This window comes from Luteimonas marina, assembly GCF_007859325.1.
Classification (GTDB): domain Bacteria; phylum Pseudomonadota; class Gammaproteobacteria; order Xanthomonadales; family Xanthomonadaceae; genus Luteimonas; species Luteimonas marina.
The window spans coordinates 530,204-556,920 of the sequence record NZ_VOHK01000003.1 but is presented as its reverse complement, the minus strand read 5'-3'; the positions used below and the strand labels follow the sequence as shown (position 1 = coordinate 556,920).

Annotated in this window: 27 protein-coding genes and 1 pseudogene; 20 read left to right on the top strand and 8 right to left on the bottom strand. The window is 61.3% G+C overall.

All coding sequences use genetic code 11. The features are described from left to right. Positions 1-298 (bottom strand): annotated as a pseudogene (locus FQY83_RS09210) (IS3 family transposase); the annotation flags it as partial. 177 nt (positions 299-475) lie between these two features. Between FQY83_RS09210 and FQY83_RS09205 the strand changes: the two are divergent. The 3 genes from FQY83_RS09205 to radC all read left to right on the top strand — a co-directional run bounded on the left by FQY83_RS09205 (position 476) and on the right by radC (position 3,599). Further along, positions 476-1,675, top strand: a complete 1,200-nt coding sequence (locus tag FQY83_RS09205) for a tyrosine-type recombinase/integrase (RefSeq protein ID WP_039388945.1) — start codon at positions 476-478, stop codon at positions 1,673-1,675. After that, positions 1,672-2,736 (top strand): PDDEXK nuclease domain-containing protein, encoded by a 1,065-nt coding sequence (locus FQY83_RS09200; protein ID WP_146387221.1) that lies wholly within the window; start codon positions 1,672-1,674, stop codon positions 2,734-2,736. The genes FQY83_RS09205 and FQY83_RS09200 overlap by 4 nt, the downstream gene beginning before the upstream one ends. Before the next feature lie 353 nt (positions 2,737-3,089). Continuing rightward, the gene (gene radC, locus FQY83_RS09195) at positions 3,090-3,599 is read left to right on the top strand and encodes a RadC family protein (RefSeq protein WP_039388941.1); all 510 of its coding nucleotides are present in this window, start codon (positions 3,090-3,092) and stop codon (positions 3,597-3,599) included. A 91-nt stretch (positions 3,600-3,690) separates the two neighbouring features. On the opposite strand, the gene FQY83_RS09190 is transcribed toward radC, so the two are convergent. After that, positions 3,691-5,994, bottom strand: coding sequence for an ATP-binding protein (locus FQY83_RS09190; protein WP_039388940.1), 2,304 nt, complete (start codon positions 5,992-5,994; stop codon positions 3,691-3,693). Positions 5,995-6,533: 539 nt separating this feature from the next. Here FQY83_RS09190 and FQY83_RS09185 point away from each other — a divergent pair. The 7 genes from FQY83_RS09185 (at position 6,534) to FQY83_RS09145 (ending at position 13,906) form a co-directional block, all read left to right on the top strand. Continuing rightward, entirely contained in the window at positions 6,534-7,358 is an 825-nt protein-coding gene (locus FQY83_RS09185; RefSeq protein ID WP_039388939.1) for a DUF932 domain-containing protein, read from the top strand. A 64-nt stretch (positions 7,359-7,422) separates the two neighbouring features. Beyond that, the gene (locus FQY83_RS09180; RefSeq protein WP_039388938.1) at positions 7,423-9,483 is read left to right on the top strand and encodes a ParB/RepB/Spo0J family partition protein; all 2,061 of its coding nucleotides are present in this window, start codon (positions 7,423-7,425) and stop codon (positions 9,481-9,483) included. 62 nt (positions 9,484-9,545) lie between these two features. Then, positions 9,546-9,755 (top strand): hypothetical protein, encoded by a 210-nt coding sequence (locus FQY83_RS09175; protein ID WP_039388937.1) that lies wholly within the window; start codon positions 9,546-9,548, stop codon positions 9,753-9,755. Between the two features lie 67 nt (positions 9,756-9,822). After that, positions 9,823-10,416, top strand: coding sequence for a DUF2321 domain-containing protein (locus tag FQY83_RS09170; protein WP_225247913.1), 594 nt, complete (start codon positions 9,823-9,825; stop codon positions 10,414-10,416). A gap of 11 nt (positions 10,417-10,427) precedes the next feature. Continuing rightward, complete coding sequence (locus tag FQY83_RS17680) at positions 10,428-11,129, top strand: TIR domain-containing protein (protein WP_223148854.1); 702 nt, start codon at positions 10,428-10,430, stop codon at positions 11,127-11,129. Between the two features lie 846 nt (positions 11,130-11,975). Beyond that, a complete protein-coding gene (locus tag FQY83_RS09155) occupies positions 11,976-12,290 on the top strand; it encodes a DUF736 domain-containing protein (protein WP_039391711.1) in 315 nt (104 codons plus the stop codon). A 521-nt stretch (positions 12,291-12,811) separates the two neighbouring features. Then, positions 12,812-13,906: a DUF3800 domain-containing protein gene (locus tag FQY83_RS09145; RefSeq protein ID WP_039388936.1), complete on the top strand. Its 1,095-nt coding sequence runs from the start codon at positions 12,812-12,814 to the stop codon at positions 13,904-13,906. 132 nt (positions 13,907-14,038) lie between these two features. Here FQY83_RS09145 and FQY83_RS09140 read toward each other — a convergent pair whose 3' ends face one another. Then, a complete protein-coding gene (locus FQY83_RS09140) occupies positions 14,039-14,332 on the bottom strand; it encodes a helix-turn-helix domain-containing protein (RefSeq protein ID WP_011516230.1) in 294 nt (97 codons plus the stop codon). A gap of 215 nt (positions 14,333-14,547) precedes the next feature. Here FQY83_RS09140 and FQY83_RS09135 point away from each other — a divergent pair, with 215 nt between their 5' ends. From FQY83_RS09135 to FQY83_RS09080, 10 genes are all read left to right on the top strand, one after another. Then, complete coding sequence (locus tag FQY83_RS09135; RefSeq protein WP_039388932.1) at positions 14,548-14,895, top strand: DUF2958 domain-containing protein; 348 nt, start codon at positions 14,548-14,550, stop codon at positions 14,893-14,895. A 102-nt stretch (positions 14,896-14,997) separates the two neighbouring features. After that, positions 14,998-15,183, top strand: coding sequence for a hypothetical protein (locus FQY83_RS09130; RefSeq protein WP_126533991.1), 186 nt, complete (start codon positions 14,998-15,000; stop codon positions 15,181-15,183). A gap of 55 nt (positions 15,184-15,238) precedes the next feature. Further along, the gene (locus FQY83_RS09125) at positions 15,239-16,018 is read left to right on the top strand and encodes a DUF2285 domain-containing protein (protein WP_039388930.1); all 780 of its coding nucleotides are present in this window, start codon (positions 15,239-15,241) and stop codon (positions 16,016-16,018) included. A gap of 83 nt (positions 16,019-16,101) precedes the next feature. Continuing rightward, positions 16,102-16,383, top strand: coding sequence for a helix-turn-helix transcriptional regulator (locus FQY83_RS09120; RefSeq protein ID WP_039391709.1), 282 nt, complete (start codon positions 16,102-16,104; stop codon positions 16,381-16,383). Between the two features lie 26 nt (positions 16,384-16,409). Next, complete coding sequence (locus FQY83_RS09115; protein ID WP_039388929.1) at positions 16,410-17,267, top strand: replication initiator protein A; 858 nt, start codon at positions 16,410-16,412, stop codon at positions 17,265-17,267. 253 nt (positions 17,268-17,520) lie between these two features. Beyond that, positions 17,521-18,159, top strand: a complete 639-nt coding sequence (gene parA / locus FQY83_RS09105; protein WP_039589798.1) for a ParA family partition ATPase — start codon at positions 17,521-17,523, stop codon at positions 18,157-18,159. Further along, entirely contained in the window at positions 18,156-18,440 is a 285-nt protein-coding gene (locus tag FQY83_RS09100) for a hypothetical protein (RefSeq protein WP_039391707.1), read from the top strand. The genes parA and FQY83_RS09100 overlap by 4 nt, the downstream gene beginning before the upstream one ends. Next, positions 18,437-18,970 (top strand): DUF2840 domain-containing protein, encoded by a 534-nt coding sequence (locus FQY83_RS09095; protein WP_039388927.1) that lies wholly within the window; start codon positions 18,437-18,439, stop codon positions 18,968-18,970. Before FQY83_RS09100 ends, FQY83_RS09095 begins: the two co-directional genes overlap by 4 nt. Then, entirely contained in the window at positions 18,967-19,542 is a 576-nt protein-coding gene (locus FQY83_RS09090) for a S26 family signal peptidase (RefSeq protein WP_039388925.1), read from the top strand. The genes FQY83_RS09095 and FQY83_RS09090 overlap by 4 nt, the downstream gene beginning before the upstream one ends. A gap of 436 nt (positions 19,543-19,978) precedes the next feature. Beyond that, complete coding sequence (locus FQY83_RS09080; protein WP_022960609.1) at positions 19,979-21,973, top strand: relaxase/mobilization nuclease domain-containing protein; 1,995 nt, start codon at positions 19,979-19,981, stop codon at positions 21,971-21,973. An 83-nt stretch (positions 21,974-22,056) separates the two neighbouring features. Here the strand turns inward: FQY83_RS09080 and FQY83_RS09075 are convergent, their stop codons facing one another. From FQY83_RS09075 to FQY83_RS09050, 5 genes are all read right to left on the bottom strand, one after another. After that, a complete protein-coding gene (locus FQY83_RS09075) occupies positions 22,057-22,575 on the bottom strand; it encodes a flavin reductase family protein (RefSeq protein ID WP_004350836.1) in 519 nt (172 codons plus the stop codon). Positions 22,576-22,578: 3 nt separating this feature from the next. Continuing rightward, positions 22,579-23,466 (bottom strand): sugar phosphate isomerase/epimerase family protein, encoded by an 888-nt coding sequence (locus FQY83_RS09070; protein WP_004350834.1) that lies wholly within the window; start codon positions 23,464-23,466, stop codon positions 22,579-22,581. Beyond that, on the bottom strand, positions 23,450-24,256 hold the full coding sequence (locus FQY83_RS09065; protein ID WP_223822194.1) for a TIGR03571 family LLM class oxidoreductase: 807 nt from the start codon (positions 24,254-24,256) through the stop codon (positions 23,450-23,452). Before FQY83_RS09065 ends, FQY83_RS09070 begins: the two co-directional genes overlap by 17 nt. Before the next feature lie 74 nt (positions 24,257-24,330). After that, positions 24,331-25,608 (bottom strand): ISL3 family transposase, encoded by a 1,278-nt coding sequence (locus FQY83_RS09055; RefSeq protein WP_022960607.1) that lies wholly within the window; start codon positions 25,606-25,608, stop codon positions 24,331-24,333. A 12-nt stretch (positions 25,609-25,620) separates the two neighbouring features. Further along, complete coding sequence (locus tag FQY83_RS09050) at positions 25,621-26,655, bottom strand: permease (protein ID WP_009586987.1); 1,035 nt, start codon at positions 26,653-26,655, stop codon at positions 25,621-25,623. Positions 26,656-26,717 lie beyond the last annotated feature (62 nt).

Below are 26,717 nucleotides of genomic sequence, written 5' to 3'. Positions count from 1 at the left end.
TCATCAGCCGCTGCACGCGGTGGCGGCTGCAGGTCTCGCCCGCTTCGCGCAGGTCCAGCGTGATCTTGCGGTGGCCGTACACGCCTCCGCTGGCCAGCCAGGAGTGCTTGATCAACCCAAGCAACCGTTGATCCTCGCGCTCACGCAGGCTGGCCGATTGCCGAACCCAGGCGTAGTAGCCGCTCCGGTGCACGCCGAGCACCCGGCACATCGCGACCAGTCGGAACTCGCCGATGTGCGCGCGCATGAACGCGTACTTCGCCCTTACCCCCTGGCAAAGTACGCGGCGGCTTTTTTTATTTCACGATGACTCCAGCCCGACATTACGCCGGACTACGCCCAAGCCAGATGCAGCAGGTTTATCAATGACTTAGGCGAGTTCAACATATGCCGGTGCTTTCTGAAACCTGACCCGGCTTGTGCTCGCATGGCTCCCATGTGGCTCTTGGAAACCGGGTCGTTCCGAGGAGTCATCATGGCAAAACTCAAGCTCACCAAGTCCGCCGTCGATGCGGCACAACCCCAGGCGCAGGCTGTCGAACTCCGGGACACGATGGTGCCCGGCTTCCTCTGCAAGATCACCCCGGCGGGCCGCAAGGTGTTCATGCTGCAATACCGCACGAATGCCGGAGAGCGGCGCAAGCCCGCCTTGGGCCTGTATGGGGAACTGACCGTCGAGCAGGCCCGCGCCTTGGCCCAGGAGTGGCTGGCCGAGGTGCGCAAGGGCGGTGATCCTGGGGCGGCCAAGGCCGCCGCCCGTGCCGCGCCTACGGTCGCGGAACTGTGCGGCAAGTTCATGGAGGACTACTCCAAGCTGCGCAACAAGCCCAGCACGCAACGCGGCTATCAGGCTGTCATAGACCGCTGCATCGTTCCGATGCTGGGCCGGATGAAGGTGCAGGACGTGAAGCGGCCCGACGTGGCCACGGTGATGAAGAAGATGGCCCACAAGCCGGCCGAGGCCAACAACGCTTTCAGCGTGATGCGCAGGATGTTCAATCTGGCCGAGGTGTGGGGCTACCGGACGGATGGAACCAACCCGTGCCGCCACGTCCCGATGTACCCCAACGGGAAGGCCACGCACCTCATCAGCGACGAGGACATGGCGCGGATCTTCCGCCATCTGGGCAAGCTGGAGGCGGAAGGGCTGGAGCCTTACGTCATTCCCCTGGCGATCCGCTTGCAATTCGAGTTCGCTGCCCGCCGTGGCGAAATCGTCACGCTCCAATGGGATTGGGTGGACTTCGAGAACCGGCGCGTGGTTTGGCCTGACAGCAAGACCGGCGGCATGTCCAAGCCCATGAGTGAGGAAGCCTACCGACTGCTTTCGACCGCGCCGAGGCAGGACGGCATTCCCCATGTGCTGCCGTCCCCAAACCATGAGGGCCAGCACTTGACCACGGGCGAGTATTACAACGGCTGGTGCCGTGCGCTCAAGGCTGCTGGAGCGGCCCACGTCGGTACGCACGGCATCCGGCATCGTTCGGCTACCGACATTGCCAACTCGGGCATCCCGGTCAAGGTCGGCATGGCGCTGACGGCGCACAAGACCGTCGCGATGTTCATGCGCTACGTCCACACCGAGGATGACCCGGTGCGCAAGGCGGCCGAACTGGTGGCGAACCGGCGCAAGACAATCACCGGGGCGCAGCGCCCCGTGAAGGTGACGACATGAACCGGCGCAAAGTATCCGTGGCGTCATCCGCAGCGCCGTCGGCGCTGCTGGGCGATATCCGGGGGCTGATCGAGGCGGCGCACAAGCGCGCTGCCTCGGCCGTCAATGCCGAGCTGACCCTGCTGTTCTGGCGCATCGGCCAGCGTATCCATACGGAAGTGCTGGCCGGTCAGCGGGCCGGGTACGGCGAGGAAATCCTGCCAACCTTGGCCGAGCAGTTGGTACGCGACTACGGGCGCAGCTTCGCGGACAAGAATCTGCGCCGGATGGTGCAGTTCGCCGCCACCTACTCGGACGAGCCAATTGTCGTGACGCTGTCACGACAATTGAGCTGGTCACATTTTCTGGCCCTACTGCCGCTCAAAGACCCGCTCCAGCGGGACTACTACGCGCAGATGGCGAGTGCCGGCCGCTGGAGCGTGCGGACGCTGCGCGAGCGCATCGACTCGATGCTCTACGAGCGCACCGCGCTGTCCCAAAAGCCGGACGAAACCATTGCGCAGGAGCTGGCGACGATGCGCGACGCGCAGCGCATGTCGCCCGCCCTGGTCATGCGCGATCCCTACATCCTCGACTTCCTCGGGCTGCGGGACACCTGGCAGGAAGGCGATTTGGAGGCCGCGATCATCCGTGAAATGGAGTCGTTCCTGCTGGAGCTGGGCGCGGGTTTCTCTTTCGTTGCCCGGCAGAAGCGCATCCAGATCGACGACGAGGATTTCCACCTCGACCTGCTTTTCTACAACCGCAAGCTGCGGCGCCTGGTGGCGGTGGAGTTGAAGGTCGGCGAGTTCAAGGCCGCGTACAAAGGGCAGATGGAGCTTTATCTGCGCTGGCTGGACAAGCATGAGCGCGAGCCGGAGGAAGCCTCGCCGCTGGGGATCATCCTTTGCACCGGCAAGAAGCGCGAACAGATCGAGTTGCTGGAGTTGGACAAGTCGGGCATCCATGTGGCCGAGTACCTGACGAGCTTGCCGCCGCGTGCGGTGTTGGGTGAGCGGTTGCAGCAGGCGACCGAGAGGGCACGTTTGCAGATCGAGCAGCGCAAGACGGATGCCGAGTAGTTCTGCCCCAGGCATTCGGGCGTCCCGGCGTGCCGCCGTCGCGCTCTCGTGCTGCGCATCAAGCCTCGCTGCGCGAGTCTCGCCCCTGCCGGGCTTCCATCACTGACGCCTCCGGCCCTGCTCGTTGATCCGGGCCTACGCGCTCCGCTTGCCCCAAAAGCAAGGTGTGTGCAGTGGGCGGGTGTGGGCGGTCTTGCTGTTCCCATCACCGTATCACGGCGTTCTCGCCGTCAAGGGCAGCGCGCGCCATGCGCGCTTGCGTCCTGGCGGCCGTCTGCGACCCCTGACTGCTTGCGCTGCGCCGTGCTGGCGACGGTTCCGGGCAATTCCGCCCGTGCAACCGGAGCACGCTCATGTCGCAATTTTCCTTTTCCTCGTTCGATGCCTCGCTGATGGTGCGCGATGCGAAGGGTCACTACCAGCCGGCGACGGCCGACCAGATTCTGGACGCTGCGCGCCAGGCCATCGAGCACAAGATGCAGCGCGGTGCATCGTTCACTTCGCCGGCGGCGGTCAAGGAGTACCTGTGCACCAAGTTGGGTGGCTTCGAGCATGAAGTGTTCGCCGTGCTGTTCCTCGATACACGGCATCGCCTGATCGAGTATGCCGAGATGTTCCAGGGCACCATCGACTCGGCCGAAGTGCATCCGCGCGAGGTGGTCAAGGCAGCCCTGCGGCACAACGCGGCCGCGGTCATCGTTTCGCACAATCATCCGAGCGGTAATCCCGAGCCGAGTGCGGCAGACCAAGCGCTGACCCAGCGGCTCAGGGAAGCGCTGGGGCTTGTGGACGTGCGCGTACTCGATCACGTCATCGTCGCCGGCAACGCAACGGCATCGTTCGCCGAGCGTGGGCTGATCTAGCTCAAGGGGCTTCGGCCCCTTTTTGCTGCGCCTGCTGGCAGGGCCTGCGCGCGGCCCTTGCCTGTCCGTGCCTTCGTTCTGAAGTTAATGCTCAAGAAGTCACAACCTGAATCATTTCGTCGTAATGCTTCTTGTCCACTTCTTCAAACCACTGAAAGATGTGTCCGATGACGCTATGGCTTTCGCCAGCCAAGTTTTCTGCCGATTCCTCGGTTATTTCAATTACATCGCTATGCGAGTATTTGTTGATAAAGCGATATATTTTTTCCTTGAGTTCCGGCGTTGTGATGGCGCAGTCTTTCAGACCAACATCCATCAGTTGACTGATGTCGCTTCTCCGCCTGGGATATTTGAAGGTAAAGAACGATTCAATGAGCTTGCGAGCGAGGTTCGCAGTCAAAAAGGCTTCATCTCTATTAAGGATCGTATGCGCCCTGTATTCATAGAGCTTTTTGAAGATGTAGTGATACTCAGAACCGTAATTTTTCAGAGAATCATCGGCATCAACAAGCAGCGAATGGCGGGGTGAACCAGGAGGCGCATCCAGTCGATAGAAGAAACAATTCTCAGCTTTTCCTTTGGCAATCCTGTTCCTGTTCGTTCCAGTGAACCAGTCTCTCACTAGCTTGAAGTAGGTGAAATTATGAGTCAGCACAAAAAGTTGCTTGGCTTCAGTGCATTGAGTTCTCAGGAACGAATAGGCATGAAACAAGTGATTTGAGTCAAAGCTTGAGACGGGATCATCAACAACCACAATCGTGTCCTTGATGTTGTTTCCGTTTTCTTTGAGCTTCGTGATGAAGTAGACGAATGCAATCGCAGTCTTCTCACCTTCGCTCAAATTCCCATCATGCTCACCCACTCCGTTTCTGATGATCTCATAGCCTTTTTTCTTTTGATTAAAGCTCAGGCAAAGCTCAGAGCGACCGATGAAACGATGCAGGATGTCATTGAACTCCTTCGCCCCAACCGTCTCATTTGAGAGCAGCGCCTCTATTGCTCCGACCTCTTGACCAAGTTTTTCAATTTCCTTGTAGTCATTCTTTGCTTCAGCCTCAAGGTCATTGCATTTCTTCTCACTTCCAGCATAGTCAAATTCTTGCACCTCAGCCGCAGCAAAGTGAAGTTCCAGTGCCACCTTGCTTTTGGATGTCTCAGATTTGAAGTTTGAAGTCTTATTGTTGTGCTTTCCGACGAGCGCAACGATCGACTTTAGGATCTCATTGAAATTCGTGACATCCTCTTCAACCACATCCGAAATCTGAATGTCTGTCTTTGCGGGGTCTGTAATTTTGGCTTTCAGAGCTTGCCGCCATCCGTCTATTTGCTGGTTGATCTTCTCAGCAGCAGATGTGTATTCTTTCTGGAGCTTATCTGCGTCAGCCGATAGCTCTTTATAAAACTCCGTCGCTGCGGGCAACTGATTGGCTGGAGCACCTTGAGATTCAATCCAAGTCGCGGCGCTCTGAAGCCGGCTTTGAAAATCCGTGAACTCTTTGCTGAAGTGAGCGGCAAGTGCCTCGGCACGAAGCTGGGTGAATGGAGAGCCGCAGAACTCGCAGGATTGCGAATCATGGTTCTTATGAATTTCCAAGCCTGTTTGAACCCAGTCACGAATGTCCGGATTATCAGTCAGCCGCTGGATAGCTTGATTGACTGCTGTAGTTCCAATCAAGTCTCTGATGCGACCTGCCGCCTTCTTAAAGTAGTCCGGCTCAATGGCCGTTGAGGCGAAAGTGATGCTTGGAAGCTGATCTGGCTTGGCGGCATTCGTAAGGTCGATGACCTTTTCATCTGGAAGAACCGAGTCAGGCTTAATAATGGCATCGCCATTACTCTGAATGAAATTAGAGAGCTTTCGGCGATCATAATTCAAGTAGTAGCTATCGCTCGTATCAATCGCCTGAAGTCCTAGCTTCATTTTCTTGGCAGCATTGGTCAGAAATTTATCCAATGCTTCACGCTGCTTCTTGATGTCACTTTGCTTTTCGTCGTGAGCTTTCTTTTTCGATTGAAGCTCGCCTTTTAGCTTCTCCAGTTTCTGCAAGTCGTCAATCTTCTCTTTCGCAATGAGAAGGATGCTTTTTACGGATTTGTCCCAATCAATGTTCTCATGCACAAAGCGTTGATTGAAGACATGGATATTTAATTGGGATGAAGGGAGTGTGGTTTCCGTGATCGTGGAGCCGTCCTCCAAAACGACTGAAAACTGGCCCGCACTGAAGCGAGGAACCATCGAGCGAAGCTCAAAGCAAGAGAATAGATTCGATAGGGTTGACTTGCCTGTTCCGTTCCAGCCATAGACAAGGTTGTACCGGCCGAACTTCTGGATCTTCGTTCCATTGAAGTCGCTGAAGATGCCGAACTGCTTGAGACGGTTAATGCAGACGATCACTTTTAGCCCCCGTGTTCTTGCTTTAGCAACATTTGCTTGCAAAACAAATAATAAACGAAGAGTTCTTTTGCGTCTCCGCTTCGCGGATCGCGCTGCTCCAGGTTCGCTAGTCGCTCATCCCTGGCGGGACTGGCTTTGCCAGCCTTTCGCATCGCTGACGCCTCCGGCCCGGCTTCCAGCTTCGGGCCTGCGCGCTTCGCTTGCCGTGCGGTCGGCGTGTGGGAGGGCCGTTGCCATGTCCAGCCGTCTCCCCTGACTTCATCACCTTGTCCGCGACTGTAGCCCGCGCCCGTGTGCCGTCAAGGCGCGCAGGGCCGTGTCCTCGGCTGCGCCTGCGGGCCGCACCAACCCTGCGCTTGTCTCCTTGACGGCCCCCGTCCGCGCGCTCCTGACCGTCGCGGGCGATGAACTCAGGAAAGACGGTGGCAACAGGGCCAACCGGGTTCCTCGTGCCGACCGCACCGAACAGCCGAAAGGCTGGGCTCTGAATCTAGGAATCCGGTGTGCGCTTTCTTCAACAGCCAAGTCAGGAGAACGACATGCTTGCAAACCGTTTCGCTTCCCATTCCCCCGCACTGCGCAGCGACACCCCGCTGTCCGATGACCAGATTCACCGGGTAGCGCCGTCCATCTTCGCGGATGCCCCGCACGAGAGCCGTTCGCAGCGATACGCCTATATCCCCACGGCGGCGGTTCTGACCGAGCTTCGCAAGGAAGGGTTTCAGCCTTTCATGGTGACGCAAACCCGCGTGCGCGATGAAGGCAAGCGCGAGCACACGAAACACATGCTGCGCCTGCGCCATACCAGCCAGATCAACGGCACGGAGGCCAATGAAATCATCCTGCTGAACTCGCACGACGGCACGAGCAGCTACCAGATGCTGGCAGGCCAGTTCCGATTTGTTTGCAGCAATGGCCTTGTGTGCGGCGACACCGTGGCGGACGTGCGCGTCCCCCACAAAGGCGACGTGGCGGGCCAAGTCATCGAAGGCGCTTTCGAGGTGCTGCGCGGTTTCGACCGTGTGCGCGATTCCCGCGATGCCATGCGCGCCATCACGCTTGACGACGGCGAGGCCGAAGTGTTCGCCCGCGCCGCGTTGACGCTCAAGTACGACGACCCGAACAAGCCTGCGCCCATCACCGAAAGCCAGATTCTGATGCCGCGCCGGTTTGAAGATCGCCGCCCCGATCTGTGGAGCGTGTTCAACCGCACCCAAGAAAACCTGACCAAAGGCGGATTGCATGGCCGCAGCGCCAACGGACGCCGCCAGCAGACCCGCCCGATACAGGGCATTGATTCCGATGTGCGCCTCAATCGCGCTTTGTGGATGCTGGCCGATGGCCTGCGCCAGTTGAAAGCCTGACCCGTCCCCCGTAGGAGGGGCGGTTTCCCCTCCATTCCTTGTTTCATTCGATTGGAGATACACCATGAACGCCGTTACCACTACCGAAGCCCGCGCCATCCAAGCCCCCGCGCTGGAAGCCGCCGACCCGACCAAGAACCTGATTCTGGTTCCGCTGTCGCGGCTGGTGTCGCGCCCTACGGGCCGCAACGTGCGCAAGACCCCGCGCATGTCCATCCCCGAACTGGCCGCAAGCATCCAGCGCGTGGGTCTGCTGCAAAACCTGATCGTGATTGCATCCGCCCGACATGGAGAAGGTAGCGAGCATTACGAAGTCGTGGCCGGTGGCCGTCGCCTCGCAGCGTTGAAGCTGCTGGCGAAAAAGCACCGCATCAGCAAGGAATGGGAGGTGCCTTGCCTGCAAGTGGCCGATGGCACGGCCCGCACCGCCAGCCTCACCGAGAACGTGCAGCGCGAGGCGATGCACCCCGCAGACCAGTTCGAGGCTTTCGCGGCGCTGGTGGCAGAAGGCCGACCAATTGAGGACATTGCGGCGGATTTCTCCGTCACGCCGCTGGTGGTGCAGCGCCGCTTGAAGCTGGCGAACGTCTCGCCGCGCCTGATGGGCGACTATCGCGCCGATGCCGTCACGCTCGATCAGTTGATGGCCTTGTCCATCACTGACGACCACGCCGCGCAGGAAAACGCCTTCTACGATGCACCGACATGGCAGCGCCAGCCGTCCGCGCTGCGCGACCGTCTCACCGAGCGCGAAATCGACGCCTACCGGCATCCACTGGTGCGTTTCGTCGGGCTGGACACCTACGAGGCCGCAGGCGGCGGCGTGCGCCGTGACCTGTTCGCGGAGGGGGACGCGGGCGTGTATCTGACCGACGCCGCGCTGCTGGAACGGCTGGCGCAAGACCGGCTGGCGGGCATCGCCGCCACGGTTCGCGCCGAGGGCTGGGCTTGGGTGGATGCCACGCCGGGCGTCACCCATGCCGACCTGCACGCCTTCCAGCGTGCGCCGAGGGAACGGCGCGAGCCGAACAAGCGCGAAGCGCAGCGCATCGAAAAGCTGCAAGAGAAGATGCAAGCCATCGGCGAAGCCGTGGATGCGGCGATGGATGCCGACGACGAGGATAAGGCCGACGCCTTGCAGGAGGAAGGCGAAGCCCTGGGCGAGCAGTTGCAGGCGCTGGAAGATGGCTTGCAAGGCTACGGCCCGAACGTGAAGGCCGCAGCCGGTGCCATCATCACCATCGACCGCAACGGCGAGGCCGTGATTCATCGCGGCCTGATGCGCGAGGCCGAGGCGAAGGCGCTACGGACGTTGGAACGGCTGCGCCAAGGTTTCGACAGCGAAGGCGAAGCCGGGAGCGACGAAGACGAGGAAGCCGACGACGCACCCAAGACCGCCGCCATGTCCGACCGGTTGGCGCAACGCTTGAGCGCCCACCGCACCGCCGCGCTGCAAATCGAAGTCGCCCGGCATCCGCAAGCCGCACTGGCTGCTGTGGTGCATGGCATGGTGCAGACCGTCTTGCAGGAACGTTACTACGGCCACGACTTCCCCCTGGGCGTGAGCCTGAAAGTGCAAGACCGGCTGGAAGGCATGGCCCCGGACTGGCCGGAATCGCCCGCCGTCGTGGCGCTGCGCGAACTGCAACAGGTGGCGGACGAAGCCTTGCCGCAGGACAGCGCCGAACTGTTCGCCGCGCTGCTGGCGAAGCCGCAAGACGAACTGGTGCGACTGCTGGCCGTGTGCGTGGCTTCCACGGTGGATGTGGTGACGCCCCGCGCCACGCCGCAGCAACCGGGCGCAGAACTCGCGCAGGCCGTGGGGTTGGACATGGCCGCATGGTGGCAGCCCACCAATGACGGTTATTTCCGGCATGTGCCGAAGGCCGCGATTCTGCAAGCCGTGGGCGAGTACGCGCCCGAGCAGGTTTCCCGGCTGGCGAAATTGAAGAAGGCCGACATTGCCAGCGAAGCCGAACGGCTGGCGGATGGCACGGGGTGGATGCCTGCGATCTTCAAGATCGCAGGCCCACAAGATGCCGCGCAGGAGGAAGGCCCGCAGCGGGACGCACCGGCGGATGCCGAAGCAATGGCGGATGAACCCGCCGAGGCGCTGGCCGCTTGACCCGCGCCGAAGGCAAGCGCCCCGGCCTTGACTGGGGCGCTTCGCTGGAAGGAGAACCGCCTATGACCCGCACCACCACCCGCCGCCCGCGCATGGCTGCAATCTACGCCCCCGGCACGGTGCGCGCCCGCCGCTGGCACGGCGATGGCGACGTGCGCGGCTATCGCCCGCCCCTGGGCTGGGCGGCCCGCGCCGACCTCACCGACATTCACCCCATCACAGGCCGCGCCTTGCCGCGTGCCGTGTGGTGGATCATCGAGACGAAGGAATAACCGCGATCAGCACCGCGCCCAGGCCGTTCCGTCCTGGGCGCGGTGGACGCAAAATCCGGGCGCGGCAGTGGCCGCGCCCGGTGACGTCCACGCCTTCAATTTTCACGCTGCTGCTTTAAAATGCCTTGAATTGACCAACGTCGTATCTATCGGCATAAATCAACAAGGGAGCGCAATGGGGACATATCGGGTCGCACAAGTTTGCCCTAATGGGCATGTCGCAACAACAGCCGCTGATCAGAATCCCGAGCTTCGAGAGGCGTTCTGCTCTAAGTGCGGCGAAGCGACCATCCTGCAGTGTCCTTCGTGCAGCGCATCCATTCGCGGCGATTACTACGTTGAAGGCGTTTTTGGCTTTGGGGGTGATTACGAGCCCCCCTCGTTCTGCTACAACTGCGGTGGCCGATTCCCTTGGACTGAACGCAAGATTGCTGGCGCTGTTGAGCTAGTGGAAGCAGGCGCAGAGCTGTCGCCAGAAGAAGTCCAGCAGTTCCGTACTGATTTGACGGAATTGACCAAAGACAGTCCCAAAACTCAAGTTGCATCCCTTCGATTCAAGAAGGTGATGACGAAGGTTGGCACTTCGGTTGCATCTGGTGTGCGCGACATTGTTGTTGATGTACTCAGCGAAGCTGCGAAAAAAGCGATTTGGGGAGCTTAGAAGGAATGGCGATGACTCTCGACGAAATTAAAGCTTGCCTACAGGCCGGTAATCTTCAGATTGCGAATGAGACAGCACTTGCGAACGGCACTGGCACACAGCTTCGTTTGCAAAATGGTGCAATCGTCAATAGCTACCACACCGGTAATTTCAATGTTCAGGGCAAAAACCAAGAGGCAGTAAAGGCTTGCCTTGGCGTACAACCTGCGCAGGCTGCGGCAGCAGCTCCACAGAATGGTGCCGCTGCTAAGCCAATGCTCAGCAAGGTGTTCGTGGTTTATGGACACGATAATGCTGCTCGAACCGAGCTTGAAGCGATGCTGCGCCGCTGGAGGCTTGAGCCGTTGATCTTGGATCAACTTCCTTCGGAAGGGCAGACCATCATCGAGAAATTGGAAAAGTACACGGCAGAGGTAAATTTTGCTGTGGTGCTGGCCACGCCTGATGACGAGGGCTACCGTGCTGGTCACGAAGACGAAAAGGCGTTCCGTGCGCGCCAAAACGTTGTGATGGAATTGGGCATGATGCTCACGCTGCTCGGCCGCAAGAACGTTGCCATTCTCATGAAGCAACAAGACAATATGGAGCGCCCATCCGACATCCAAGGGTTGCTCTATATCCCGTTCAAGGACAATCTGCAAAAAGATGCAGGGCCGCTTCTGGCAAAGGAAATGGCGGCCCAGGGTTATCCCATTTCATTGGCGAATCTGTAGTTATCGGCAAATGAAATCCATTCAAAAATGGGGGTAAATATTACCTGCCATTTCCCCGAATGAACTCCTCGTTGTGCATTTAGACTTTTGAGCGTGACGGCGCAAAGCGCCGCCGTGCTTTCAGACTGCGCCCCGTGCCGCCTTTGCCGTCACGGCCATTCGGCTCCAATCCCTTACGCCTCCGCGCCTGTGGCGCTGCGCTTGCCTCCAGGGGAAGCCCTGCGGGCTATCCCCGCCGCGCGCAGCTTGGCGCCCCTCGATGCCGCCGAACCGGCTGCGCCGGATGGCCGGGCCGCTGGCGAACGCGCTGGAGCTTGCTGCGGCAGGTTGTGCGGATACGTGCCGTCCTCAACGCTGGCGGTTCCTGCCCATCACGTCACGAAGGACGGTTCACAGACAACCCGCCCGGCATCGCTATGGCGCTTCCACAGCACGCCTATAGACCGGCGCCGCACGGTGCGGCGGGTGCGTTCTCGCCTGTCGTCGGGTGGTTGACCTGGCCCGCGTCAGGGGCGAGCCGGTGCAGCCTTCGGGCGGGGATACCGAGTCGGCCCTGTCTCCTTTCGGATGGGGGGTGGTTCGGCCCAAGGCGTCCTTGTGTTGTTGTGAATCCTGGCGGTGGCACGGCTGCGCCTCGGGCTTCATGGCTGCAACCGTCCGGCGAAAACAATTTCCCCTGCTTTGTCACTGCGTTCGGCGCATTCCTCGCGGGACAAATTCTTTTCGCCTCCCGGCCCTCCACTACGTTGCGGCCGCCAGCGGTGCAGCCAGCCCGTCCCCCGCCGGCCGGATCACAACAAGGACGCGATGGGCGCGAACCTTGTTCCACCGATAGGAGAAATCATCATGGCCAACATCGGCACCTTCACCGCAGACAAAGACGGCTTCACCGGCACGCTTCGCACCCTGACGCTCAACGTCAAGGTCAAGCTGATGCCCAACGATAAGGGGGACAACGAGAAGGCCCCGGACTTCCGCCTGCAGGCGGCCGGCCACGACATCGGCGCGGCGTGGAAGAAGATCAGCGAGGCCGGGCGGGAATACATCTCCGTGACCCTCGACGATCCTTCGTTCCCGGCCACGGTCTATGCCCGCCTGATCGAAGGCGAAAACGGCACGCACGACCTGATCTGGTCGCGCAGCAAGCTCCAGGCGGCGTGACCGCCGCCGCGCCCCGCCCACGCGGCGGGGCGCAGTGCTGCTTTCGCGGCACTGTATGGAGGCAGCACCATCGCCTGGGCTGCGCCGTATCGAGTCGCTTCCGTATGCGTTGGGACTGAGGCTGCAAGAACGGCCGGGCGTGTCGGTGCGTCGCACCGCCGGGCTTTGCGGGCTGCGCCCCGTGCCGACTTCGCCGTCACGGCCATCCGGCTCCAATCCCTCACGCCTTCGCGCCTGCAGCACTGCGCGCTTCGCTTGCCCTCTGGGGGAAAGCCCGGAACGCTATCCCCGCCGGGCGTAGCTCGACGCCCCTGAATGCCCCGAACCGGTGGCGTTGACCAGAAGCGATTGGGCAGGCCAAAGAAATCGGCCCCCTCAGGCATCATGTGGAACTTATTTACCTCCTTTGGCTTCCCTCGGAGGTTTGGCTCTTTCTACGTCTCCATTAGACTTCTCGCAGCACGTAAGCTGCGCAAGTCTATTGGCATTCATTTGTAATTTTCCGTTGTGATGGGGGAGATATGGATTTCTACATAGACGAGAGTGGCAATACCGGGGATCTTGCGCGAACTAGCGCAGCGCTTGATTTCGGTGGGCAAGCTGTTTTCAGTTTGGCAGCAGTGGGAATTTCTAATGAGAGCAGCCTTGTAGCAGAGCTTGCCGCCTTAAGGCAGAAGCACAAAATTCAGGCCAACGAACTTAAACTCAGCAAAATTCTGAGGCGCAAGCCTGACTTCGCTCTTGATGCCATCAATCTCTTGGTGAAGAGCGACTTCCCATTCTTCATTGAGATTGTAGACAAAAAGTACCAACTGGCTGTAAGCATTACCAACGGCTTCATCTGGCCTCCGTATTTCAATACTCCAGAATCACAAGATACCGTTTGGATGAAAAACATCTTTGCCGATTACATTTATTACCGAGTTCCCAGCGATGTGGTTTATGAGTTCGTTCAATGCATGAACAATCCATCAAATGAAAAGATTGGCACCTACTTCGATCTTCTCAAAGATTGTGTAAGCCAACATTCCCATGAAGTTGCGCAGGGCATCGCCTCGCAGGTGGAAGAAAGCAAAGATGACTTCCGCATCATGATTGAGAAAGAGGGAGACAAAGCCCATAGACGGTTCTTGCCTCTCCCGGACATCGGCAAGCGCGACCAAGAGATTTGGCTGCTTCCGAATTTCTCATCTTTCACCAACATTTATGCCAGAATGAATCTTTACTTGTCTGGGAGTTTGGAGGGATGTCGAATTTTCCATGATGAGCAAGCCCACTTCGATGAAATCATCGCCGAAGCCAAATTCCAGGCTGAGAACGCTAAGGTAGACCCCGCACAATTCAAATTGCCTTATTCAGACTATAACTTTCAGCAAATGGCTGATTTGTTTTTTAAGGCATCACCAGAAAGCACAGGAATTCAACTCTCCGATATAGTGGCGGGTCTATCAATGCGCTGGTACCAAGCACATTTGCAAGAAGAAGGTGATACACAGGTTCTTGACGAGGCGGTCGATCTACTTTTGCATCACAGCGATAGAGATAGGGGGATAGGAATCAACGTAGTAGGCCCTCATAAAATGGCACACCAGCTATTTGGGGTGGCTGGGTACTGACCTCCCTCTGCGACTGCGACGCGGCGCGCTTCGCTTGCCTCCAGGGAAAGCCCTGCGGGCTATCCCCGCCGCGCGTGGCTTGGCGCCCCTGAACTCCCCGAACCGGCGGCGCCGGATCGGCTGGGCCGTCGCCTACGGCTGGGCCGCTGCTGCGAGCTGGCTTTCAGCCTCGCTCATCAGCACCGCCGTGCTGCATTCGAGCGCGCCGGCGATCTTGAAGATGATCGCCAGCGTGGGCATGTGCTCGCCGCGCTCGATCTTGCCCATGTGGGAACGCTCGATCCCGGCCTGGTGCGCCAGCGATTCCTGCGCGATGCCGCGCTCCATCCGCAGCGCACGCACCGCTGCGCCGAAGGCGTGAGCCAACTCGGCGTCATGGGTGGTGGAGCCGGCCGGTCGGCCGCGCTGGACGGTGCGCTTCTGCATAGACAGAAGCGTCAATTCGCAGCACAATTAAAACCACGTTATCTTTAACTCATTCATACGATTCGATCCTTTTTTGTGGTTCTACGTTTTTACGGAAATCCGCTTTTGCGGCTTCCCACAAAAGCGCAAAGCCGCATCCGTGCATATCTCCAAATCCGCCGAGATGGCTTTACGCTTTCACGTTTCGGCGGATTTGTTCCAAGAAGGGGCCGCCCATGAACCGACTCATCACCGAGGACGAGCGCAGGCAGTTGCTGGCCCACGGCCGGGCCCGTGCCGGTGGCGAGGCCATCGACCCGTTACCCGTCGTGCGGCTGTTCACCCCCGACGCGCACGCCATCTGGCTGCTGACCGCGCTCGATCCCGTTGATGCCGATACGGCCTTCGGCCTGATCGACCTGGGGATCGGTATGCCTGAGCTGGGCACCGTGAAGCTGTCCGATCTGGAGTCCATCGTCGGGCCGCGCAAGCAGCCCGTGATGCGTGATCGGTATTTCCAGGCGGCACGCCCGCTGTCGGAATATCTGCGGCTGGCCCAGGAGAACGGTTCCGTCCTCGATTGAGCGATTCGCCCTGCGGACAAGCGAGGCGTATTGAGACTATTTCCGTCTTACTCCAGACCTGTCCGGTCTGAATTCGCACTCTTGCACCAAAACCGTGCTGGCATGACCGAATCAGTCACGATCTCTGATGCGGGTTCGGGCACGGTGTTTTATGCCGCGCGACGTTTTGAGGTCAGGCGGCCGTCGCATTCGGACGGGATTCGCAATACACCGGAGCCAATCGGTCTTGACACCGCATGTTACAGCTTTGAATTGATGCAAATGATGGTTTTGATCTGGATGCGGTAGCTCCGTTTTGATCTGCCCGTGGCGGCGTTCCTGCGGTTCGACAGGAGCTTTCGCCATGATCCAGCCTCATCATGTTGCGCACTGGTATCCCACTGCCGCCTACCTCTACATCCTGTGGCTGGATGCGCTGGCGCTGGCCTGGGAGTACCTGCGCAGGCATCCCGACTACCGGCTTGACTGGCTGCGCCACCATCGCCGGCCACAGGCCGCACAGCAGGCGGCGCATCGCTGGGGCTTGCGCCTGCTGGAAGACCCGGCGCTGGATGCGCGCGACGCGCATCCGGCCTGGCTGCCCGGCCATACGGCCGTGGTGCAGCTCCATCCCGATGCCGATCCACCGCCGGATGCGGCCGTCTTCGCGTTCTGGCGCATACCCGGACACAAGCAACTGCTGCACGACGGCAAGGGACTGACGCTGATCGCGCGCAGCCCCGGCCATTGCGCGCGCTTCGCGCTCGCTCCAAGCCTTGAAGACGGCATGGCGGTCGCACATGCCCATCGCGGCGGCGCTGCCGCGCCTGCCTGTGGTCATGTGCCCGTGCTGGATGCCGCCCTGGCCCATGCCATGCCCAGGCCACCACCCGCTGCACTGCTGGAGCTGCATACCTTGCAGGCGCTCGACGCGACCCTGGCGGGCGCATCCTTGCGCGAGGTCGGCGAAGGGCTGTTCGGTGCCGACGCCGTGGCCGATTGGTACAGCGACGGCGGCCTGCGCTCCAAGGTGCGCCGCCTGGTGCGGCGCGGCGATGCGTTGATGCGCGGCGGCTATCGCCGCTTAGCACAGCTTTCACCGCTTGAGAAGGGTCGTTTTGAAGGCGACGCAAAACGACCCTGAGCACGCGGGCCGCGTTTTCTGAGACTGCCTCCATCCGGTTGCGCTGTGTGGCCGGAGCTTTGAAAGCTATGGAGGTGTTCACCATGCGTCCTGCTCCCTTGCGGCCTGCCGCTACTGTCTCGACTCCCGCTGCGCAGCCGCAGCGCTATCTCACCAACGACGAAGCCGCCGACTACCTGCGCCTGTCGCCGCGCACGCTGGAGAAGCAGCGCGTGATCGGCGGCGGCCCCAAGTTTCGCAAGTTCGGCCGGCGCGTCATGTACGCCGTGGCCGACCTCGATGCCTGGGCGGCCGACCGCAGCTTCGAGACGACCTCCGATCCCGAATACGCCGAGCACCACTCGGCCGACAGTCGTGCGCGCTGATCGGCGGCGCGCGGCAGGCCATCGCCATGTCCAGCACTGCGCTGCCCATGCGGCAGCGGCCGTTGCAAGAACGCGAACAGCTCGACCTGTTCCGCGCCTTGCCGGGCGACATGGCGCCGCGCGACAGCCAGGACTTGATGGCCTATCCGTTCTTCTCGCTCGGCAAGTCCAAGCGGGTCAAGCCCATCGACTTCCGTGCAGGCAACGTGACGATCCGCGTGGAGGGCACGCAGGAACACGGCATCGCCACGATCTGGGATTCGGACGTGCTGATATGGGCGGCCTCGCAGATCGTGGAGGCGAAGGACGCGGGCCTGCGGCCCTCACGGCTGATGCGCGCCACGCCCTACGAGATCCTGCGCTTCATCGGGCGCGGCAAGTCGCTGCGCGACTACCAGCGCCTCAAAGCCGCGCTGGATCGCTTGCAATCAACCACGGTGGCCACGTCCATCCGCGAGACGAGCGGACGACGCTTGCATCGGTTTTCGTGGATCAACGAATGGAAGGAACTGGCCGATGCCAGCGGCACGCCGCTGGGCATCGAGCTGATCCTGCCGGACTGGTTCTATGCCGGCGTGCTCGACGCCGCCCTGGTGCTGACCATCGACCCGGCGTATTTCCGGCTCACGGGCGGCATCGAGCGCTGGCTGTACCGGCTGGTGCGCAAGCACGGCGGCAAGCAGGAATACGGCTGGCAGTTCGACTTTCGCTACCTGCACCAGAAATCGGGCAGTACCGCCAAGCCCTACGACTTCGCCTGCGACCTGCGCGCGCTGGTCGCGCGGCAGTCGCTGCCCGGCTACGTCCTGGGCATCGAGCGAATGCCGGACAACGGCATGGAGCTGCTGACCTTCCGGCCCGTGCCGCATACGGCACGGGGATAACTTCGGAAAAGCCTGTGGATGGTGTCGTGCTATCAGGCGTGCGGGGTATCGTGCTATCAGGCGTGGGACTATCGTGCTATCAGGCGTGCAGATCGGCCGCAAACCCGCGCCAGCGCTGGGTTTCCTCGCCCTCTAACTTCCCTAACTTAATTTCTCTAACTTTTAGTAGGGAAACGCCGCTGCGGTGGACAACCACCACGCGGCCGCAAACGCAGCGGCAACAGCCGGGCTTTCCAACGCGGAGGGCCAGGCCATGATCGTCGCTCTGCTCAACCAGAAAGGCGGCGTGGGCAAGACCACGCTCGCCACGCACATCGCCGGCGAACTGGCGATGCGCGGCCAGCACGTCGTGCTACTGGACGCCGACCCGCAGGGTTCATCGCTGGACTGGACGCAGCGCAGAAGCCAGCAAGGCTTGCCACGGCTGTTCGGCGCCGTGGGCCTCGCACGCGAAACGCTGCACCAAGAGGCGCCAGAACTCGCCAGGCGGGCCGATCACGTCGTCATCGACGGGCCGCCGCGCATCGCCGCCTTGGCGCGCTCCGCGCTGCTGGCGGCCGAGCGCGTGCTGATCCCGGTGCAGCCCAGCCCTTACGACCTGTGGGCCAGCGCCGAGATGGTGGCGCTGATCCGCGAGGCGCAGGTGTTCCGGCCTGCGCTGCGCGCGGCCTTCGTCATCAACCGGCGCGTCAGCACCACCGTGATCGGACGCGAAGCACGCCAGGCGCTCGCAGACCAGCCGCTTCCTGCGCTGCGCTCGGAAGTGCATCAACGCATCGTGTTCGCCGACAGCGTGGCCGCTGGCCGGCTTACACGCGAGACGGCGCCGGACAGCGCGGCCGCGCGTGAAATCACTGCGCTGGTAGACGAACTGCTGCGGTGGCCGTCATGACAGAGAAGCCATCACCGAACAGCAAGCGCACGGCCAAGCGCGTCGGCATCGGCGCGCGTCCGCCCGCGAATCCGCATGCCGAGGCGTGGATTCGCCAGGGCGACGCGGATGCGCTGGGCAAGGGCGACCTCTACACCGCCCGCCTGACTCTCGACATCACGTCCGCGATGCGGGCGCGCATCAAGGTGTCGGCCTTCACGCAAGGCGTGACCGTGGCCGACCTGCTGCGCGGCCTGCTGGAACGGGAGTTTCCAGAGCAACGTAGGGAGAACGCACCATGACTGCATCCGCTTCGCCTGCCGCTAGCGCGGCCACGGCTGCGCTCGCAGCACCTTCCGGCCAGCCTGCCAGCGCGCCGCTGACGCGCGTGGCACTGGCCTACATCGAACCGCGCTTCAAGCTCTACCTGCGCTTCGGCGAGCCTGCGCGCACACACCAGCTCGACCGCTGGCGGCGCTGCGCGGTGTTCCAGCCGGGCGCCATGTTGTGCCGCATCCACTGGCAGGCCAACGACTACGGCACTGTGCGTTGGCAGCTCATGGTGATGCAGGCTTGCACGCCGCTGGATGCGGCGCAGCGCATCCCCGGCGTGCAGCCAGGCGCGCGCCTGCTGCTGCACGCCGAGGGCGACAACCAGGTGCGCGCCGTGCTGGAACGCATCGACGCCATCGAGGCGCTGGGCATCGCGCCCGTTGCCGTCTCGCCCGCGTACTGGCGCACGCTGGGCAATCGGCTCGCTGCGCGCCTGCCGCTGCCCGAATACACCGCCGAGCGGCACGCCGCCTGGCTGGCCGGGAGGGCATTGCCATGACCACGATGATGGCAACGCGGCCTCGCTCACGCCTGCGCGCTCGCCTCGTGCTGGCGGGCCTGTCCGCCTGCGGCCTCGCTGCGCTGGCCTGGGCGTCCTTTGTGCATCCGTTGCCGCGTCTGACCTACAACCCGTCCGACAGCGTGGCGGTCGGCTGGTATCGCGTCGATCCGCTTGACCTGCGCACCGGCGCGCTGCCACGTCCATTGGCCGTGGGCAGCATCGTCCTGACCACGCTGCCGCCTGACGCTGCCGCGCTGGCCGCGCAGCGCGGCTACCTGCCGACGCGCGTTCCACTGCTCAAGCGCGTGGGCGCGATAGCACCGCAGGAGGTGTGCATTACTGGCGGCAGCGTTCGCATCGACGGTGTGCCTTCGGCCGCTGTGTTGTCCGCCGACCGCTGGGGCCGGCCGCTGCCATCCTGGCAGCAGTGCCGCCGCCTGCGGCCCGGCGAGCTGTTCCTGCTCAGCGTCACCAACCCGGCGTCATTCGACAGCCGGTATTTCGGGCCCGTGCGCGCGTCCGCCGTGATCGGCGTTGCGCGTCCGGTCTGGCTGGAGGCCCGCCCATGATGGCGGCCAATTCGCTGCACGTTGCCGTGCATCTCATCGTGCCATCGGGCGTGCCGATCCAGTGGCTTTCTGCATGTCGTCGCGCGTGCAATGCCAGCGCATCCGCGCTGCACTTCGCGCTGCCTTCCCATGTGCAGGCGTCTTGCCTCGAACGCGCCCGGCCTATGGCCGTCGCCGCGTTCGCCGGCGCGCTGGCTGCTCACGCAGCAGCGCCGCCGGGCCGCCGCTGCCCGGAGCGCCAGCGAGGGGCAAAGGCGGAAGGCAAGACAAAAGGACGCGGCACCAGGCCGCGTAGAAAGCCTGTCTGCACATGGGGGTGGCGCGGCACGGAGCGGCTTCGCCACCGTGCCGCTTGGGGCGCGAGGCCCGCGCCAATGCAGGCATGTCCCCGTGCTTCGCACGACAGGACACGCCAGAGCTTGCAGGGAGCGCAGCCATGACCGCCCGCCGCGACGACGATTTCCGGGTGCGTCCGAGCGCCCCGAAGAACCGGGGCAAAGGCCAGGGCCAGAGCTTCGTTTCCAAGGTACTCAAGCAGGCGGGCAAGGCCAGCGGCGGCAAGTCCTCGATGCGCCATTCCGCAGCCGGCGGCAGCGGCGCACGCGCCGGCCAGCGGCCCGGCTCGCGCCTGGGGCGCGGCCATACGGCGGCGCGCTTCGCCGGGGCGAAGCTGACGTCCATGTCGCGGCGCGTGACCATCAAGACCCTACTGGTCAATCAACGCAACGCCAGCCCGCAGTCGCTCGCCAAGCACCTGCGCTACATCGAGCGCGACGGCGCCGGCCGCGATGGCGAACCGGGCCGGGCCTACGGGCCGCAGATTGACGATGCCGACCTCGATGCCTTCAAGGAGCGGGCCAACGACGACCGGCACCATTTCCGCTTCATCGTCTCGCCCGAGGACGGGGCCGAGCTGGACGACCTGCGCACCTACACCCGGCATCTTGTGAACCGCATGGAAGCCGATCTGGGGACGCGGCTGGATTGGGTGGCAGTCGATCACTGGAACACCGACAACCCGCACACCCACCTGATCGTGCGCGGGCGCGACGACACCGGCAAAGACCTCATCATCGCGGGCGACTACATCGCCCACGGCTTCCGCCATCGCGCCGCCGAACTGGCGACGGAATGGCTGGGGCCGCGCACCGAACTGGAGATCCAGCAGACCTTGCAGCGCGAGGTGGAACAGGAGCGGTGGACGAGCCTCGACCGCACATTGCAGCGTGAGGCCGGCGAGGATGGCCGGGTGCAGATCGAGCGCTTCAATGAGCCCCGCCTGCAACGCCAGCGGCTGCTGCTGATCGGCCGACTCCAACGCTTGCAGCGCCTGGGCCTGGCTGACGAGACGCAGCCCGGCACCTGGGCCGTGCATGCCGACGCGGAGAAGACCTTGCGCGCCTTGGGCGAGCGTGGTGACATCATCCGCACCATGCAGCGCGCCATGAGCGGCCAGCCGCGCGAGCAGGCGGTGTTTGAGCCCGGCGACGACGGCCGCACCATCGTCGGCCGCGTGGCCGGCAAGGGGCTGGCCGACGAGCTGCACGACCGCGGCTATCTGGTCATCGACGGCGTGGACGGCAAGGCCCACTACGTCGCTTTGAACGCCCGCGACGAGCTGGCGAACTATCCCACCGGAGCCGTGGTGGAGGTACGCGGTTCCAACGAGGTGCGGGCGGCCGACAAGAACATCGCCGCGCTGGCGAGCGATGGCCTGTACCGCGCCGATCATCACCTGGCGATCGAGCAAGGCCGAGCCAAGCCCGGCCGCGACCCGCAGGAGGTCGTCGCGGCCCATGTCCGCCGACTGGAAGCCCTGCGCCGGGCCGGCATCGTGGAACGTGTGGCTGATGGACTATGGAAGGTGCCGGACGACCTGGCCGAACGTGGCCGCCAGAACGACGCACAGCGCCTGGGCGGCGTGGCGGTGGAGCTGAAATCGCACTTGCCCATCGAGCGGCAGGCCCGCGTGATCGGCGCGACCTGGCTGGACCAGCAGTTGATCGGTGGCGGCAAGGGGCTGGGCGATCTGGGCTTTGGCGGCGAGACGAAGGAAGCCTTGCAGCAGCGCGCCGACTTCCTTGAAGAACAGGGGCTGGCCCAGCGGCGTGGGCAGCGGGTGATCCTCGCCCGGAACTTGCTGGGGACGCTGCGGAATCGGGAACTGGCAAAGGCCGCCAAGGATATTGCCGCCGAAATCGGCCTAGCGCATCGGCCCGTCACCGACGGGCAGCGCGTGGCTGGCATCTACCGGCGCAGCCTCATGCTCGCCAGCGGGCGCTACGCGATGCTAGACGACGGCATGGGGTTCAGTCTGGTGCCGTGGAAGCCGGTGATTGAACAGCGACTGGGGCAGCAACTTGCCGCGACGGTGAGCGGTGGCGGCGTGGCGTGGGAAATCGGACGGCAGCGGGGAATGGGCATTGGCTAATGCTCGAAGAGTCTCAGCCACATAACCCGGCAGGCTGTCTAGAGATATGCCGAGGCAGTTGTGAAATTCTTCGCTGCATATCTTCAACGGGTTGGATCTATGGCCCGGAAGCGGCCATCCAGATAGACGAGTGGATCGGCATATGCAGATGTGAGCACACGCTCGACACTGGCCAGCATTACCGAGTGGGTGCCGACTGCATGGTGTTCAATCAGCTCACAGAACAGCGAAGCCTGCGCCCCTTGCAGATAGGGCAACCCATTGACTTCATCAAATCGCCAGGCTTCATGATCGAAACGGTCGGTCCCCGTGGCGCTACGGCAGTGCACCGCAAGTACCTCCTGTTCTGCGCGGAGTACATTGATGCAGAATCGTCGAGCAGCCAGCAGCGGCCCATGGATACGGGTTTGCTGACCAATGCACACTAGAACCGTGGGCGGCTCCAGTGAGACTGATGTGAATGAACTGGCGATCATTACGTGTCCGTGGCCATCGGGAGCGATCGACGTGATTAGCGTCACCGTGGAGGCCACGCCGCGCATCGCCTGCCTCAATTGGGCAGCAATCAAAGGGTGTTGGGACATGTAGGTGTGCTCAATCATAGGTTACGGGTGCGTTTCACGCTTGGCCCAACCAGGGTGCTTTGTCAGCAAACCCAACATCTCGTCCATCGCGTCATAGGAGCGTTTGAGCGTGCTGTATGGATTCCCCCCGACCAATGTGCCGTCATAGCCGACGGGGCCGGTATAACCGAACGACTTGGCAAGTCCAAGAAGTGCGAAGTTGTCGAGTTCTCCTGCATCGAGCGCCTCGAAAGTGGCAATACGACTCCAGCCAAGTGGGCTGCGGGTTGCGCCGCTGAGAGTCAATTCCCGCATGAAGGGTGTTGACGCCATTAACGCTGGCGTCGGGTCTACTGCCTGATAGCCCTCCGTCGGGCTGCCTGCATTGGTTTCGTAGCCATACCAGTGATAGCTTGGAAACACGATGCCGAGATTCGGATGGTTCACGACCGAGCAGATCTGTGCCGCAATGGAGTAATGATCCATCCAGAAGCCCAGATGAAAATACAGCAGGATGTCAATTCCGCGCCGTGCGCAAATCTCAAGTGCCCGACCAAGGAAGTCCTGCAATACCTTGTCGTCCGGTGCCTTTCGATGATTTGAACCGTGGCCTGCCGTCCTGATTCCAAGATTGACAGCCTTCACGCCTTCCATCTCCTCAAGCATCCGCAAGAGTCCTGCGTTGATGGGATGCTGTGGGCCCTGATCCAGGTCGATCACCACATACACGCTAAAGACCTCCAAACCGAAACGATCTTTCACGGTGGATAGACGCTTTGCGGTTTCCCATCGGCTCCCTGACCAGACGGCATAGGTCAGGCCGTCATAACCGATGTCAGCCAGCATTTCGCATTGGACATCGAAGGCATAGGTACCAGCCGAAGAAGTAAAAGCGAGATCCCAGGCAAAAATTTTATGACCGTGCAGCATCCTGCGCCTCCTCCAAATGGGCAGTAGCGTGCGCCGGAAAGTGCGGTACGACATGCTCGCCAAGTTCCTGAACAATCTCATGCGCCGGACGTGTCGCGTATTTCAGGTTGAGGCCAATATGATTAACCCCAATATCGCGCAAGCGGCTGAAGTAGTCAGTAAAGAATCGGTGACCAGCCCGAAACCCGAGGAAGATGGGCGACGGGGGTTCATCGGGATTCTCCGACAGGTCAATATAGAAGGATTGCGTGAAGGGTTTGAATCTTGGTGTCAGCGACCGCCAATTCTTGATTGTCATGGCTTGCTGCGCGATATTTTGGGGATAGTAAAGCCAGCCATCCCCATGCTCGGCAATCCATTCGACCGACTGGCGTGAATGACCAGTCACCATCACGGGAATGTCTCTCAACGCCGGTTTCGGCAGCGTATCTGCACCCGACAAGTTCACTCGGGGCGTGGAGATTTCCGGGAAGTCCTCACGCCAGGCTTGACGCAACACAGTCAATGCTTCTTGGAACAACGTGGCTCGCGCATCCATTGTCTGACCGAAGGCCGGGAACTCTGTTGGCCGATCACCCGTGGCGATACCTAGCACCAGGCGCTGATTTGACAAGCGGTCGATCGAGGCTGCTGCTTTGGCCACAAGCAAGGGATGACGCAGAGTGGTGATGACGCTGCCAGTTGCGAGCGCGATGCGCGACGTCTGTGCCGTGACGTAGCCCATGAATGGCCACAGGTCATGGATGTGACCCACGTCGCCAAAAGACGGGACATTGAGAAATACGGGTATACGGATTTAATGGTTGGGGTATACGGATTTAATGGTTGATGGGGCACCTTCACCCCATCAATCTGATACCACCCTCAGATGGTTGATAGATCGACTCCGTAGTTGAGTTCCTCTGCGAAGTCCGGCAGTCCGTAACCGATGGTTTTCTTGTAGAAAGGAGAGACCTTCGCAGTCGGTGCCTTCTTCTTGTGCTTCGTGGTGTAGAGCATTCGTGCCCGCATCACCTCGAAGGAGTAACCGCGCCCTTCACGGTTCTTGTCCTTGGCCAGTCGGTTGATGGACTCCGTGTAAGCGTTGGTGACGGGCATGTCCGTCTCGAAGTAGGTCATGGTCTCTTCGCGCCAGTTTCCCACTGCCCTGACCAGATCGCTCCAGACTTCCTTTTGGCCCTTCGGGATGGTGGCTATCCACTCGTCCAGGGCGGCTTCTGCCTGGAGCCGTGTGGTGGCGTCCCAGATGCCGTAGAAGCGCTCCTTGTGCTCGTAGGCGGCCAGCAGTTGCGGGAACGCGCCTGTCCAGGTCTCCATGATGAGGCGCTCCCGGTCTGAGACTTCGTGAGCGCGTTTCAGCAGGATTTTCCGGTCTCCCTTGAGAGTCCGGCTCTGGGACGGTTTCGGCTCCTTTCTGAGGCCCTTGCGCACTCTCTCTAGGGCATCGTTGGCCATGCGCACCACATGGAACTTATCGACCACGATACGGGCCTGGGGCAGCACAGCCTTGACCGCTGCCCGGTAGGGGTTCCACATGTCCATGCTGACGATCTCGACCTTCTGCCGGTCTTTCAGCTTCATCAGGTAGTTGGTCACCACGTCCTGGCGGCGGGTGGCCAGCAGGTCGAGCAGGGTTCGCTCCTCAATGTTGGTCAGAATGCAGCGGTAGCGCTTGTTCAGGTATAGCTCGTCAATGCCCAGGATGCGGGGCGTCTCGAAGCGGTGCCAGCGCCCCAGGAACTCGGCGCGGGCGTTGAAGATGTCGCGCACCGTCTTCTCGTCCAGGCCGGTCTGTGCCGCCACAAAGGTGTAGGGGTGGTTGAAGGATTCCTTCTCCACGTACTCATGCAGCCGCAGTGTCATACGGAATCCGTCCACCATCTCCGGTAGCTGGGGCCTGAATGTTGTCTTGCAGGCCCGGCAGGTGTATCGGCGGCGGACCACCCAGAGAGTGACCCGCTTGCCGTGGATGGGCAGATCACGATAGGGAACGTCACGCTTGCCGAACCGCACGAACTCACCCTGCACGCCGCACCCCTCGCAGGCTACTGGTGTAGGTGCTTCAAGCCGAAAATGTATGTCTTCATTCTGCTCATCAGAATCCACCAACTGGTACCCAGGAAGGCTTAACGAATTAATCATCTCCCGCCTTGATCAGAAAAACAGGTAGGTGGCGTAACCGGCAATCATCGCCATAGCAAAAATGACTGCTAAAAACGCCGCTAAAAGCTTCAGCGTGAACAAAGAGCGCAACAGAATGAGCTCAGTCAGGCTGGCTCCGGCACTGCCGATGATAAACGCTAGCACCGTCCCGGCACCCACGCCTTTGGCCATCAGAGCCGCTGCCAGAGGTATGACGGCTTCAGCGCGAATATACAACGGCACGCCGATGACAGCGGCAACTGGAATGGCAAAGGGATTATCTGGGCCTGCATACTGCTCCAATAAGTCAGTGGGCATGAAACCATAGATCACGCTGCCAATCGCAATACCGATGAGCAGGTAAGGCAACACATCGATAAAGTCCGACCAAGCTTCCCGCCACACACCACTGTACTTCCCTTCTTTCTTAACCGTGACAGTGGGTTGACTGTCACAGCATTCGCTAGACGTAGAGACTGTTGTCTTCCTATCAGCCCCGCAAGAAGCCGTCTTCGGAGTGGTGTCGCAGCTGTTGGTGCCGCAACTCGATGCGGTCGATGTAGCACTGCACGGGCTTGCTGATGAACTACATCCACTGCTCTCTTGTGTCGCCGTCCGGCGCACATAACGCTCGAAGCCAAGCGTGTGAAGCAGCCATCCGGCACCTACCGCGACCACCAAAGCGGCGAGCACATAGATAGCAGTAAGTGTCCATCCAAACGTGGCAACCAGCAGGCCGACGACGATAGGATTCAGCAACGGAGATGAGAAAAGAAACACCATCATCGGCCCAAAACCGGCCCGTGCCCGAATCAACCCTTTCAACATGGGGATAGTCGAGCAACTACAGAAGGGCGTTATAGCTCCTAAACCAGCAGCAAGAAAATAGCCTCGCTTCCCACTGGAAGTCAGTAACGCTTCCACCTTGGATGGTGGGATGTGACGTTGAAGAACTCCGACCAGCAAGCTAATGCCAATGAATAAAACCGATAGCTCGATAGCGAGAAAGGCGAACATGCCTAGAGCGTCTTGGAGTTGAGATGACATTCAATATTACTCCTATATTTCTGGGTCAAAGAGTCCGGCCTGCCGGTCGGCACCTTTGGGTT